This window comes from Streptomyces sp. NPDC054887, assembly GCF_053610585.1.
Map to the genome: position 1 here is coordinate 1 of NZ_JBSGYQ010000046.1, position 12,223 is coordinate 12,223.

11 protein-coding genes are annotated in these 12,223 nt (G+C 69.2%); 2 read left to right on the forward strand and 9 right to left on the reverse strand.

The features are described from left to right. Nucleotides 1-294: 294 nt before the first annotated feature. The 3 genes from ACWGH0_RS23970 to thyX all read right to left on the reverse strand — a co-directional run bounded on the left by ACWGH0_RS23970 (nucleotide 295) and on the right by thyX (nucleotide 3,940). Nucleotides 295-1,980, reverse strand: a complete 1,686-nt coding sequence (locus ACWGH0_RS23970; protein ID WP_453406269.1) for a ribonuclease J — start codon at nucleotides 1,978-1,980, stop codon at nucleotides 295-297. A 112-nt stretch (nucleotides 1,981-2,092) separates the two neighbouring features. Beyond that, nucleotides 2,093-2,992 (reverse strand): 4-hydroxy-tetrahydrodipicolinate synthase, encoded by a 900-nt coding sequence (gene dapA / locus ACWGH0_RS23975; protein ID WP_453406270.1) that lies wholly within the window; start codon nucleotides 2,990-2,992, stop codon nucleotides 2,093-2,095. A gap of 207 nt (nucleotides 2,993-3,199) precedes the next feature. Next, a complete protein-coding gene (gene thyX, locus ACWGH0_RS23980) occupies nucleotides 3,200-3,940 on the reverse strand; it encodes an FAD-dependent thymidylate synthase (RefSeq protein ID WP_453406271.1) in 741 nt (246 codons plus the stop codon). Nucleotides 3,941-4,130: 190 nt separating this feature from the next. Here thyX and ACWGH0_RS23985 point away from each other — a divergent pair, with 190 nt between their 5' ends. Both ACWGH0_RS23985 and ACWGH0_RS23990 read left to right on the forward strand, forming a co-directional pair. Beyond that, nucleotides 4,131-4,370: a hypothetical protein gene (locus ACWGH0_RS23985; RefSeq protein ID WP_138895371.1), complete on the forward strand. Its 240-nt coding sequence runs from the start codon at nucleotides 4,131-4,133 to the stop codon at nucleotides 4,368-4,370. Between the two features lie 95 nt (nucleotides 4,371-4,465). After that, the gene (locus ACWGH0_RS23990) at nucleotides 4,466-5,023 is read left to right on the forward strand and encodes a hypothetical protein (protein WP_453406272.1); all 558 of its coding nucleotides are present in this window, start codon (nucleotides 4,466-4,468) and stop codon (nucleotides 5,021-5,023) included. Between the two features lie 62 nt (nucleotides 5,024-5,085). Here the strand turns inward: ACWGH0_RS23990 and ACWGH0_RS23995 are convergent, their stop codons facing one another. The 6 genes from ACWGH0_RS23995 to eccD form a co-directional block, all read right to left on the reverse strand. Further along, nucleotides 5,086-5,526: a hypothetical protein gene (locus ACWGH0_RS23995; RefSeq protein WP_453406273.1), complete on the reverse strand. Its 441-nt coding sequence runs from the start codon at nucleotides 5,524-5,526 to the stop codon at nucleotides 5,086-5,088. A gap of 14 nt (nucleotides 5,527-5,540) precedes the next feature. Continuing rightward, entirely contained in the window at nucleotides 5,541-6,293 is a 753-nt protein-coding gene (dapB, locus tag ACWGH0_RS24000) for a 4-hydroxy-tetrahydrodipicolinate reductase (protein ID WP_453406274.1), read from the reverse strand. A gap of 23 nt (nucleotides 6,294-6,316) precedes the next feature. Further along, on the reverse strand, nucleotides 6,317-7,696 hold the full coding sequence (locus ACWGH0_RS24005) for a M16 family metallopeptidase (RefSeq protein WP_453406275.1): 1,380 nt from the start codon (nucleotides 7,694-7,696) through the stop codon (nucleotides 6,317-6,319). Then, complete coding sequence (locus tag ACWGH0_RS24010) at nucleotides 7,693-9,912, reverse strand: polyribonucleotide nucleotidyltransferase (RefSeq protein ID WP_453406276.1); 2,220 nt, start codon at nucleotides 9,910-9,912, stop codon at nucleotides 7,693-7,695. Before ACWGH0_RS24010 ends, ACWGH0_RS24005 begins: the two co-directional genes overlap by 4 nt. A 282-nt stretch (nucleotides 9,913-10,194) precedes the next feature. Then, nucleotides 10,195-10,485 (reverse strand): 30S ribosomal protein S15, encoded by a 291-nt coding sequence (gene rpsO, locus ACWGH0_RS24015; RefSeq protein WP_018551846.1) that lies wholly within the window; start codon nucleotides 10,483-10,485, stop codon nucleotides 10,195-10,197. 195 nt (nucleotides 10,486-10,680) lie between these two features. After that, the gene (eccD, locus tag ACWGH0_RS24020; RefSeq protein WP_453406277.1) at nucleotides 10,681-12,138 is read right to left on the reverse strand and encodes a type VII secretion integral membrane protein EccD; all 1,458 of its coding nucleotides are present in this window, start codon (nucleotides 12,136-12,138) and stop codon (nucleotides 10,681-10,683) included. Nucleotides 12,139-12,223: the final 85 nt, after the last annotated feature.

Here is a 12,223-nt window from a genome sequence, read left to right on the forward strand (position 1 = left end):
CCTTTGTACTCACCCTCTCGGGCTTTCCTCCGGGCTTTCGTTCGGCATTTCGTGTTTCCGACTCTATCAGACTCTTTCGTGTCCGACTTCCTCGGCGCTTTCCAGTTCTTCGCTTTCGCGTTTCCCTTTCCGGCGGTTCCGACTTTATCAGAAGTTCTGAGTCGGAATTCCCGTCCCGATCGGGTGACCCACGGACGCACCAGTGCGCCGGGCTTCCCGTTCAGGAGGAGTCGCAAACGTACTGGAGCGGAGCGCCTCGATGCAAATCGAGGGGCTCCGCTCCGAGTTGGGCCGTCAGACCTCGACGACGACCGGGACGATCATCGGACGCCGGCGGTAGGTGTCGGAGACCCACTTGCCCACCGTGCGGCGGATGAGCTGCTGGATCTGGTGCGTCTCCAGGACGCCGTCCTGGGCCGACTTGGCGATGACCTCTTCCATCCGCGGGACGACGCCCGCGAAGGCGGAGTCGTCGATGCCGGAGCCGCGGGCGTGGATGTTCGGGCCGCCCACCACCTTGCCGGTGGCGGTGTCGACGACGACGAAGACCGAGATGAAGCCCTCCTCGCCCAGGATGCGGCGGTCTTTCAGGTGCGTCTCGGTGACGTCGCCGACCGAGAGGCCGTCCACGTACACGTACCCGGCCTGGACCTTGCCGACGATTCTCGCGCGGCCGTCGACCAGGTCGACCACCACGCCGTCCTCGGCGATGACGATGTGGTCCTTGGGCACGCCCGTCAGGGCTCCGAGCTCGGCGTTGGCACGCAGGTGGCGCCATTCGCCGTGGACCGGCATCAGGTTCTTCGGCTTGCAGATGTTGTAGAAGTACAGCAGCTCGCCGGCCGAGGCGTGGCCCGAGACGTGGACCTTGGCGTTGCCCTTGTGGACGACGTTGGCGCCCCAGCGGGTCAGGCCGTTGATCACCCGGTAGACGGCGTTCTCGTTGCCCGGGATGAGGGACGAGGCCAGGATGACGGTGTCGCCCTGGACGATGCGGATCTGGTGGTCGCGGTTGGCCATGCGGGACAGCGCGGCCATCGGCTCGCCCTGGGAGCCCGTGCAGACCAGTACGACCTCGTGGTCGGGGAGGTCGTCGAGCGTCTTGACGTCGACGACCAGGCCGGCCGGGACCTTCAGGTAGCCCAGGTCGCGGGCGATGCCCATGTTGCGGACCATCGAGCGGCCGACGAAGGCCACGCGGCGGCCGTACTCGTGGGCGGCGTCGAGGATCTGCTGGATGCGGTGCACGTGGCTGGCGAAGCTGGCCACGATGATGCGCTTCTGGGCGTTCGCGAAGACCGTGCGCAGGACGTTCGAGATGTCGCGCTCGGGCGGGACGAAGCCGGGGACCTCGGCGTTCGTCGAGTCGGACAGGAGGAGGTCGATGCCCTCCTCGCCGAGCTTGGCGAATTTCGGGAGGTCGGTGAGGCGGCGGTCCAGCGGGAGCTGGTCCATCTTGAAGTCGCCGGTGTGGACGACCATGCCCGCCGGGGTGCGGATGGCGACGGCCAGCGCGTCCGGGATGGAGTGGTTGACGGCCACGAACTCGCAGTCGAAGGGGCCGACGCGCTCGCGGTGGCCCTCGGTGACTTCGAGGGTGTACGGGCGGATGCGGTGCTCCTGGAGCTTCGCCTCGATGAGCGCGAGGGTCAGCTTGGAGCCGATCAGCGGGATGTCCGGCTTCAGGCGGAGCAGGAAGGGGACGCCGCCGATGTGGTCCTCGTGGCCGTGCGTGAGCACGATGCCCTCGATGTCGTCGAGGCGGTCCTTGATGGACGTGAAGTCCGGCAGGATGAGATCGATGCCGGGCTGCTCCTCCTCGGGGAAGAGGACGCCGCAGTCGACGACGAGCAGGCGGCCGCCGTACTCGAAGACCGTCATGTTGCGGCCGATCTCGCCGAGGCCGCCGAGGGGGGTGACGCGCAGACCGCCCTTGGGGAGCTTGGGCGGGGTACCGAGTTCCGGATGCGGATGACTCAAAAGACTCTCCTCACCACACACGCCACGTACCGCTGAGGGCACGTGGCGCGCATGACATTCGTGCACTTGCTGTTGTGTGTGGGATTCCTGCGTATTCAGTTGTGAAGTCTGTTCAGAGCGCCACTCCGCCGGCGGCGAGGTCCCGCTTGAGCTGTGCCTCTTCGTCCGGCGTCAGCTCGACCATCGGGAGACGCAGCGGGCCGGCGGGCAGCCCCTGGAGTGCGAGGGCGGCCTTGGTGGTCATGACGCCCTGGGTGCGGAACATGCCGGTGTAGACCGGGAGCAGCCGCTGGTGGATCTCCGTCGCCTTGCGTACGTCGCCGGCGAGGTGCGCTTCGAGGAGGGCGCGCAGTTCGGGGGTGACCACGTGGCCCACGACCGAGACGAAGCCGACGGCGCCGACGGACAGGAGGGGGAGGTTCAGCATGTCGTCGCCGGAGTACCAGGCGAGGCCGCTCTGGGCGATGGCCCAGCTGGCGCGGCCGAGGTCGCCCTTGGCGTCCTTGTTGGCGACGATCCGCGGGTGCTCGGCCAGCCGGACGAGTGTCTCGGTGTTGATCGGCACGCCGCTGCGGCCCGGGATGTCGTAGAGCATCACGGGGAGCTCGGTGGCGTCGGCGATCGCCGTGAAGTGGCGGAGCAGTCCCTCTTGCGGGGGCTTGTTGTAGTACGGCGTCACGGCGAGCAGGCCGTGCGCGCCGGTGCGCTCGGCGGCGCGGGCCAGCTCGAGGCTGTGCCGGGTGTCGTTGGTGCCGACTCCGGCGACGACGTGGGCGCGGTGTCCGACTGCTTCCAGTACGGCCCGTACGAGGTCGTTTTTCTCCGCGTCGCTGGTGGTCGGCGACTCGCCGGTGGTGCCGTTGACGATCAGCCCGTCGTTGCCGGCGTCCACGAGGTGGGCGGCAAGGCGCTGGGCGCCGTCGAGGTCGAGTGCGCCGTCCGCCGTGAAGGGCGTGACCATGGCGGTGAGGACTCGCCCGAAGGGGGTCTGCGAAGTGGAGATCGGAGCCATGGGTAACACGCTACTCGCTGCTCAACGCGTGGTGTCCCCTCGGGGGAGGTCGGACGTACGGGAGAGGTGGAACCCGGCACTGCCTGCTCGGGGGTTCAAGCAGTGCCGGGTCCGTTTGATCAGCCTAGATGAAATTCTCGAACTGCGGCAATACGGACACTTCGGACGGTGGATCCGTACATCTGTCCTCGGGCCCGTGCACGGGCCTTACGGCGCGACCCGTCCGTTGGCGTTGAAGGCCGCGTAGGTGAGGGGCATGAGCTTGGCCCACTGGGCCTCCATCTGCTCTCCCACCATCTCGATCTCGCGCTGCGGGAAGGACGGCACCCTGGCCAGCTCGTGCTGGGTGCGCAGGCCGAGGAAGTGCATGAGCGAGCGCGCGTTGCAGGTGGCGTACATCGAGGAGTACAGGCCGACGGGGAGCACCGCGCGGGCGACCTCGCGGGCGACTCCGGCGGCGAGCATCTCCTGGTAGGCGTCGTACGCCTGGCGGTAGGAGTCCTCCATGGCGCGGGTCGTGAGCTTCTGCTGCTCCGGGGTGCCCTCGACGAACTCGTACTTGCCCGGGCGGCCCTGCTGGACGAGCTTGCGGGACTCACCGGGGACGTAGAAGACCGGTTCCAGCTCCCTGTAGCGGCCGGATTCCTCGTTGTACGACCATCCGACGCGGTGCCGCATGAACTCGCGGAAGACGAAGATCGGGGCGCTGATGAAGAACGTCATCGAGTTGTGCTCGAAGGGACTGCCGTGACGGTCGCGCATCAAGTAGTTGATGAGCCCCTTGGAGCGCTCCGGGTCCTTGCTCAGCTCCTCCAGGGACTGCTCGCCGGCGGTCGAGACACGGGCGGCCCACAGGACGTCGGAGTCCGCGGCGGTGTGCTTGACCAGGTCGACCGTGACATCGCTCCGGAAGTCGGGCTTGGCGGTCTCATGGGGGGTGGGGGGCACCGGCGGGTCCTTCCGTGTACGTCTCTGGGGCGCCCCACACTCTACGGGCCGGGGCCGGCTCGCCGGTCCGGCGGCACCCGGGGGACATTGTTCGGCCGAATCAGGGAAATCGGGCACCAAGCGACAGCTTTGTACGTCTGTCCCTGTAGAAGCCCCAGTACCAATCAAAAAGAGCAAAGGAGTGCGCCCCATGTTGCGCCGGCGAGAGTCCGTCCCCTTCGCATTCGTTGCAGAGGCCGACCGATTCCGCAGTAACGTCACCCCTCCGCCCCCCGAACGTCCGAGCGTGTCCGAGGTCGTCGGACGTACGCTCATCGGTCTCACCGTCGTCGCCGGACTGGTGGGATCGCTGCTCTTCGGGCTTCCCGCCCTCGACCCCGCCCAGGGGCCGGGCGTCACGCAGAAATCCGAGGCCGCCGACGGGCGGTGACTCGTCCGGGCCCCCTGGGGTGGCCGGGCGAATACCCTCTGGGTAGCCTCACCGGGCACAGCCCAATCGAGCGTGCTGGTGAGTGAGGATCAGTCGTGCCCCTGCCCTTCCTGACGGCCGACCGTGCTTTTGAAGCGTCCGGTGAGGCGTCCGACGACGTCGCGCTGCCCTTCGACGATCACGATCAATGGCGCCGGCCGTACCGCCCCGGCCCCTGGCGGGTGGCAGCGGCAGCCCTGCTGCTGCTCCTCGCGTCCTTCGTCCTGCTGGCAGCGATGATCATCGCTTTCACCGGGGCGGGTCCGGGCGCGGCGGCGTGCATGGGCCTGGCCGTCGTGGTGATCGTCTGCGCGCTGCGGTTGCTGCGCGTGGGCGCCTGGGTCAGCAGGCACGGACTGCGGCGGGTGCGGTTCCTCTCCACGACCACGGTGCCGTGGAGCCGGGCGACGGACGTGCGTACGGTCCAGCAGCCGGTGCGGTGGCTCGGTCTGCCGCGCACGGTGCAGGGGCAGGCGCTCGTACTGGTCGGGAGCGACGGTGAGCGGCTCCAGCTGCTCACGGACCACAACGCCGACTTCCTGGCGCGCCTGGAGGCCTTCGACCGGGCGGCCGACACGGTCGAGGCGTGGGGCGCCGAGTACCGGCCGGTCTGAAACGGCGGCGGGCATGGCAGAGGGGGGCGTCCGGCCGGACGCCCCCCTCTCCCGTGTGCCCGCTACCTGCCGTCGTGGAGGGCGATCGCCCGCTGCATCGCCTTGCGGGCGCGCGGGGTGTCCCGCGCGTCGTGGTAGGCGACGGCGAGGCGGAACCAGGAGCGCCAGTCGTCCGGGGCGTCCTCGGTCTCCGCGCGGCGGCGGGCGAAGACCTCGTCGGCCGAGTCGCGGTCGATACGGCCACTGGGCGTACGTACGAGCTCGTCGACGGGCAGGCCGCCCTCCGCGTCCAGCTCGGCGGCCAGGGCGTCGGCCCTGCGGGCGAACCGTGTGGTGTGCCAGAGGAACCACATGCCGATCGCGGGGAGGATCAGCACCGCGACGCCGAAGGTGACGGTGAGGACGGTGCCTTCCCGGACGAGGAAGTACCCGCGGCTGCCGGCCAGGACGAAGTAGACGACCAGGACGGCGGCGAGGACGAAGTACGTGATCTTTGCGCGCATGGTTCTGGCTGCCGTCAGTTCAGGTCGAGGAAGTTTTCCAGGCCGAAGGTGAGGCCGGGAGTGGTGACCACGCGGCGCGCGCCGAGCAGGATGCCCGGCATGAAGCTGCTGTGGTGCAGGGAGTCGTGCCGGATGGTCAGGGTCTCGCCCTCGCCACCGAGGAGCACTTCCTGGTGGGCGAGGAGGCCACGCAGGCGGATCGCGTGCACGGGCACGCCGTCCACGTCCGCGCCGCGGGCGCCGTCGAGCGCCGTGGTCGTGGCGTCCGGCTGCGGGGCGCTGCCGGCCTCGGCGCGCGCCGCGGCGATGAGCTGGGCGGTGCGGGTGGCGGTGCCCGAGGGGGCGTCGGCCTTGTTCGGGTGGTGCAGCTCGACGACCTCGACGGATTCGAAGTACGGCGCGGCCTGCTGGGCGAACTTCATGGTGAGGACGGCGCCGATGGAGAAGTTCGGCGCGATGAGCACGCCGGTCTCCGGGAAGGCGGCGAGCCAGGAGCGGAGCTGCGCGAGGCGTTCGTCGGTCCAGCCGGTGGTGCCGACGACGGCGTGGATGCCGTGGCGTACGCAGAAGTCGAGGTTGCCCATCACCGACGCGGGCGTGGTCAGCTCGACGACGACCTGGGCGTCGGCTTCGACGAGGGCTTCGAGCTTGTCGCCCCGGCTCAGCGCCGCCACCAGTTCCATGTCCTCGGCGGCCTCGACGGCCCGTACGGCCTCGGAGCCGATACGGCCCTTGGCACCCAGGACGGCCACGCGCAGCTTGCTCATTGCTTGCTTCTTTCTGGAGGGCTCTAGGCGACTGATTCGTGCAGGCGGTCCGCCTGTTTGTCCTTCAGCGGACCGATGACCGACAGCGACGGCCGGTGGCCCAGGACCTCGGCGGCCACCTCCCGTACCTCGTCGGGCGTCACCGCCGCCATCCGGGCGAGCATGTCGTCGACGGAGATGTGCTCGCCCCAGGCCAGCTCGCTCTTGCCGATGCGGTTCATGAGCGCGCCGGTGTCCTCCAGGCCGAGGACCGTGGAGCCGGAGAGCTGGCCGACGGCGCGGTCGATCTCCTCGTCGGGCAGACCGTCCGCGGCGACCTTCTCGAGTTCGTCGCGGCAGATCTTCAGGACATCGTGGACCTGGGCCGGCCGGCAGCCCGCGTACACGCCGAAGAGTCCGCAGTCGGCGAAGCTCGACGTGTACGAGTACACGCTGTAGGCCAGGCCGCGCTTCTCCCGTACCTCCTGGAAGAGGCGGGACGACATGCCGCCGCCGAGGGCGGTGTTCAGCACGCCGAGCGCCCAGCGGCGGTCGTCGGTGCGGGACAGGCCCGGCATGCCGAGGACGACGTGCGCCTGCTCGGTCCTGCGGTTCAGGTGCTCGACGCGGCCGGCGGTGCGGATGACGCGGGAACCGTCGCGCGGGTCGAGCGGGACCGCGTCCGTACGGGACAGGGCGCCGGCGCGCTCGAAGGCCCTGCGGACCTGGCGTACGACGGTGGCGTGGTCGACGTTGCCGGCCGCGGCGACGACGAGGTGCGTCGGGTCGTAGTGCTTCTTGTAGAAGCGGCGGATGCGGTCCGCGGAGAGCGCCTCGACGGTGTCGACGGTGCCGAGGACCGGGCGGCCCAGCGGGGTGTCGCCGAACATGGTCTTCGCGAACAGGTCGTGGACGACGTCACCCGGGTCGTCCTCCGTCATCGCGATCTCTTCGAGGATGACACCGCGCTCGGCGTCCACGTCCTCGGACCTGATCAGGGACCCCGTCAGCATGTCGCAGACGATGTCGATGGCGAGGGGGAGGTCGGTGTCCAGTACACGGGCGTAGTAGCACGTGTACTCCTTCGCCGTGAAGGCGTTCATCTCGCCGCCGACCGCGTCGATCGCGGAGGAGATGTCGAGGGCGCTGCGCCTGTCGGTGCCCTTGAAGAGCAGGTGCTCCAGGTAGTGCGTGGCGCCGTTCAGCGAGGGCGTCTCGTCACGGGAGCCGACGTGCGCCCAGATGCCGAAGGTGGCCGACCGTACGGAGGGCAGGGTCTCGGTCACGACGCGCAGACCGCCCGGGAGGGTGGTCCTGCGGACAGTGCCGATGCCGTTCCTGCCCTTGAGCAGCGTTTGGGTACGGGCGACGGCCCGCCCCTCCGAGGAGGTGCGGGCCGTCGTCACGGAACTACGGGACGTCACTTGTCGGTGTCGTCCTTGTCGGCCTCGGAGCCCTCTTCGCCCTCGATCACGGGGACGAGGGAGAGCTTGCCGCGGGAGTCGATCTCGGCGATCTCGACCTGGACCTTCTGGCCCACACCGAGCACGTCCTCGACGTTCTCCACGCGCTTGCCGCCGGCGAGCTTGCGGATCTGCGAGATGTGCAGCAGACCGTCCTTGCCGGGCATCAGGGAGACGAAGGCACCGAAGGTGGTGGTCTTGACGACCGTACCCAGGTAGCGCTCGCCGACCTCCGGCATGGTCGGGTTCGCGATCGAGTTGATCGTGGCGCGCGCGGCCTCGGCCTGCGAGCCCACGGCGGCACCGATGTAGATGGTGCCGTCGTCCTCGATCGTGATGTCGGCGCCGGTGTCCTCCTGGATCTGGTTGATCATCTTGCCCTTGGGGCCGATGACCTCGCCGATCTTGTCCACGGGGATCTTGACGGTGATGATCCGCGGGGCGTTGGGGGACATCTCGTCCGGCGTGTCGATCGCTTCCATCATCACGTCGAGGATGTGGAGGCGGGCGTCGCGGGCCTGCTTGAGGGCCGCGGCCAGGACGGACGCCGGGATGCCGTCCAGCTTGGTGTCGAGCTGGAGGGCGGTGACGAATTCCTTCGTACCGGCGACCTTGAAGTCCATGTCGCCGAACGCGTCCTCGGCGCCGAGGATGTCGGTGAGGGCGACGTAGTGCGTCTTGCCGTCGATCTCCTGGGAGATCAGGCCCATGGCGATACCGGCGACGGGGGCCTTGAGGGGCACACCGGCGTTCAGCAGCGACATGGTGGAGGCGCAGACCGAGCCCATGGACGTCGAGCCGTTGGAGCCGAGAGCCTCGGACACCTGGCGGATCGCGTACGGGAACTCCTCGCGCGTCGGCAGCACCGGCACGATGGCGCGCTCGGCGAGCGCGCCATGGCCGATCTCGCGGCGCTTGGGCGAGCCCACGCGGCCGGTCTCGCCGACGGAGTACGGCGGGAAGTTGTAGTTGTGCATGTAGCGCTTGCGGGTCACCGGGGAGAGGGTGTCCAGCTGCTGCTCCATACGGAGCATGTTGAGGGTGGTGACGCCCAGGATCTGGGTCTCGCCACGCTCGAACAGCGCCGAGCCGTGCACGCGCGGGATGGCCTCGACCTCGGCGGCCAGCGTACGGATGTCCGTGACGCCGCGGCCGTCGATGCGGACCTTGTCCTTGATGACGCGCTCGCGGACCAGGTGCTTGGTCAGCGCGCGGTACGCACCGGAGATCTCCTTCTCGCGACCCTCGAACTGCGGGAGCAGCTTCTCGGCGGCGATCTCCTTGATGCGGTCGAGCTCGTTCTCGCGCTCCTGCTTGCCGGCGATGGTGAGCGCCTGCGCGAGCTCGGACTTGACGGCGGCGGTCAGCGCCTCCAGCACGTCGTCCTGGTACTCGAGGAAGACCGGGAACTCGCCGGTGGGCTTGGCGGCCTTGGCGGCGAGGTCCGACTGGGCCTTGCAGAGGACCTTGATGAACGGCTTCGCGGCCTCGAGACCGGCGGCGACGATCTCCTCGGTCGGGGCGTCGGCGCCGTCCTTGACGAGCTGGATGGTCTTCTCGGTGGCCTCGGCCTCGACCATCATGATCGCGACGTCGCCGTCCTCCAGGACGCGACCGGCGACGACCATGTCGAAGACGGCGTCCTCGAGCTCGGTGTGCGTCGGGAAGGCGACCCACTGGCCCTTGATCAGGGCCACGCGGGTGGCGCCGATCGGGCCGGAGAAGGGCAGGCCGGCCAGGATCGTGGAGCAGGAGGCGGCGTTGATCGCGACCACGTCGTACAGGTGGTCGGGGTTGAGCGCCATGATCGTCTCGACGATCTGGATCTCGTTGCGCAGGCCCTTCTTGAAGGAGGGGCGCAGCGGGCGGTCGATCAGGCGGCAGGTGAGGATCGCGTCCTCGGAGGGCCGGCCCTCACGACGGAAGAAGGAGCCGGGGATCTTTCCGGCTGCGTACATCCGCTCCTCGACGTCCACCGTCAGGGGGAAGAAGTCGAGCTGGTCCTTGGGCTTCTTGGAAGCGGTGGTGGCCGACATCACCATGGTGTCGTCGTCCAGGTACGCCACGGCGGAGCCGGCGGCCTGCTTGGCCAGGCGACCCGTCTCGAAGCGGATGGTGCGGGTGCCGAAGGAACCGTTGTCAATGACGGCCTCGGCGTAGTGGGTCTCGTTCTCCACTAGCGTTATCTCCGATACTTTTCGTCTTTCGTCCCCGTCGCCCGTGTGGCGGGGGGACAGTGGCGGAGAAGCGCTTCAGCTGCGGGCCGGTCTTCGATCGAAGACCCCGGTGTCGATGTGCTCCGGGGGCCACTACCGAGGACCGGCGGCGTGGAAGCCGCTTCTCGCTCGTTCTGTGTTCCGTTGTACGACCAGACTACTGAGCGTCCGGTGGGTCACGCACGTACAGCAAAGGGAGCGGTCCCCTGGAAGTGGGGTACCGCTCCCTTCACGTCGTCCGTCTTACTTGGCGCCGCCGGCCGCGCCACGGCGGATGCCGAGGCGGTCGACCAGGGCACGGAAGCGCTGGATGTCCTTCTTGGCCAGGTACTGCAGCAGGCGGCGGCGCTGGCCGACCAGGATGAGCAGGCCACGACGCGAGTGGTGGTCGTGCTTGTGCGTCTTCAGGTGCTCGGTGAGGTCCGAGATCCGGCGCGAAAGCATGGCGACCTGGACCTCGGGGGAGCCGGTGTCGCCTTCCTTCTGAGCGAACTCGGTCATGATCTGCTTCTTCGTAGCGGCGTCGAGCGGCACGCGTACTCCTCTTGGTCTTCGTATTGCCATCGAGTGCCCCAGGTCGAATTCTCTGGGGAGCTTCCGTTACTCGGGAGGCGGGGATCCGCTGGGCGCAGCCTCCGGCTGTCCGGGGGCGCATACACAAGCGGCCGTCATGCAGCTTACCAGCAAGTGCGAGCGCCCCTTGACAGCGGCGGCGGAGGGCGGTGCGGGTCAGAAACCGCCGCGGACCTTGGCGTACACGTCGAGGACCGCGAGGCAGATGGGGATGAGGGAGAGCAGGACCAGCGAGTCGGCCAGGTCGAGCATGCGGCCCCAGAAGGGCGACAGGCCCTTCTGCGGCACGATCAGCCCGATCGCGATCAGGAGCATCGCGCCGGCGGCGACCGAGGCGCCGAGCCACAGGGTCCGTGCGTCGACGGCCGAGGAGTCGCCCCGGGCCAGCTCCACGAGGATCTCCATGGGGGGCGAGATCGCGAGGCCGAGGATCAGCAGGCCCATGGTGAGGACGCCGGCCACGAGCAGGCAGGTGACCTGGGCGGTGTAGCGGAACAGGCGGGCCCGCAGCATCGCGGCCAGCGCGGTGACCAGGGCCATGAGCTGGGCCCAGCCGCTGTCGCTGAAGCCGAGCACGGCGCCGCCGGCCCCGAGGATGACGACGGCGCAGCCCCCGACGAGGCCGAGCAGCAGCTCGTGGCCGCGGCTGGTCTGGGCGACGATGCGCTGTACGTCGACGGCCTCCAGGCTGCCTTCCTGGCCCTCGCGGCGGGCCCTGGCCAGGTCCTCGGGGTTGCGGAAGCCGATCGGCAGCTTGGCGAAGCGGGCCGACCAGCCCGGCAGGAAGCCGACGACGGCCAGAGCGACGACCGAGGTGGCGGCGGCGATCTCGCGGGGCTGCGCCTCGGTGAGCACTCCGCCGAACGCGGCGAGCGTGCCGATCGCGGCGGCCAGCGCCGCGGCGACGAACGGGGCGTCGCCCTGCGGCAGCAGCATGATCAGTACGACGGAGAAGATCAGCACGGCGACGCAGCCGACGAGGAACTGGAGCCGGCCGGGGCCCTCGCCGGGGTCCTGCCCGATGACGCCGGAGCCCGCGATGAGCGCGTGCGGCAGAGCGGCGATGCCCAGCGCGACGGCGGAGGCCCTGTCGTCGTACACCCGGCCGCGCACGCCGGCGAGGGCGGTCAGGGTCAGTGCGACCACTCCGGCGACGATGCCCTGGAGGCCGTGCATGTCGTGCCGCAGGGGATCGGCGAACCAGAAGACGAAGCCGAGCATCGTCAGCAGCAGTACGCCGGAGACGAGGCCGGCGACCCGCATCAGGTTGTCGTTCCAGCCGCGCAGATCCTGCTTGACGGCGGTGGCGACCGCGTCGACGACGTCGTCGTGGACGGCCGGCGGCAGGGAGTCGGCGAACGTGCGCAGCAGCAGCACCTCACCGTCCCTGACGCGGTGTTCCAGCAACGAACGGCTCGCGTCGAGGACATGGCCGTCGCGGCGTACGAGGTGGTAGCCGGCGAGGCTGCCGTCCGACTGGGCCATCCCCGAGAGCCTGACGATCTCCGGGTAGATGTCCTGGATCGGCAGGTCCTCCGGCAGCGCCACGTCGATACGGCTGTCCGGCGCTGCGACGGTGACTCGGCAGAAACCCGTCGATGTGCCCGTGCTCACCTGGTAGTTCCCCCTGCTAGACAAGCTTCCCCGCGCCGCTCGTACGACGCGGAGCGCCACCTTATCGCCCACTCACGGGGGTACC

Excerpts from the sequence above, each read along its gene's own strand:
- dapA (WP_453406270.1), bottom strand. The coding sequence starts at position 2,992 with ATGGCTCCGATCTCCACTTCGCAGACCCCCTTCGGGCGAGTCCTCACC.
- ACWGH0_RS23985 (WP_138895371.1), top strand. The coding sequence starts at position 4,131 with ATGTTGCGCCGGCGAGAGTCCGTCCCCTTCGCATTCGTTGCAGAGGCC.
- ACWGH0_RS23995 (WP_453406273.1), bottom strand. The coding sequence starts at position 5,526 with ATGCGCGCAAAGATCACGTACTTCGTCCTCGCCGCCGTCCTGGTCGTC.
- dapB (WP_453406274.1), bottom strand. The coding sequence starts at position 6,293 with ATGAGCAAGCTGCGCGTGGCCGTCCTGGGTGCCAAGGGCCGTATCGGC.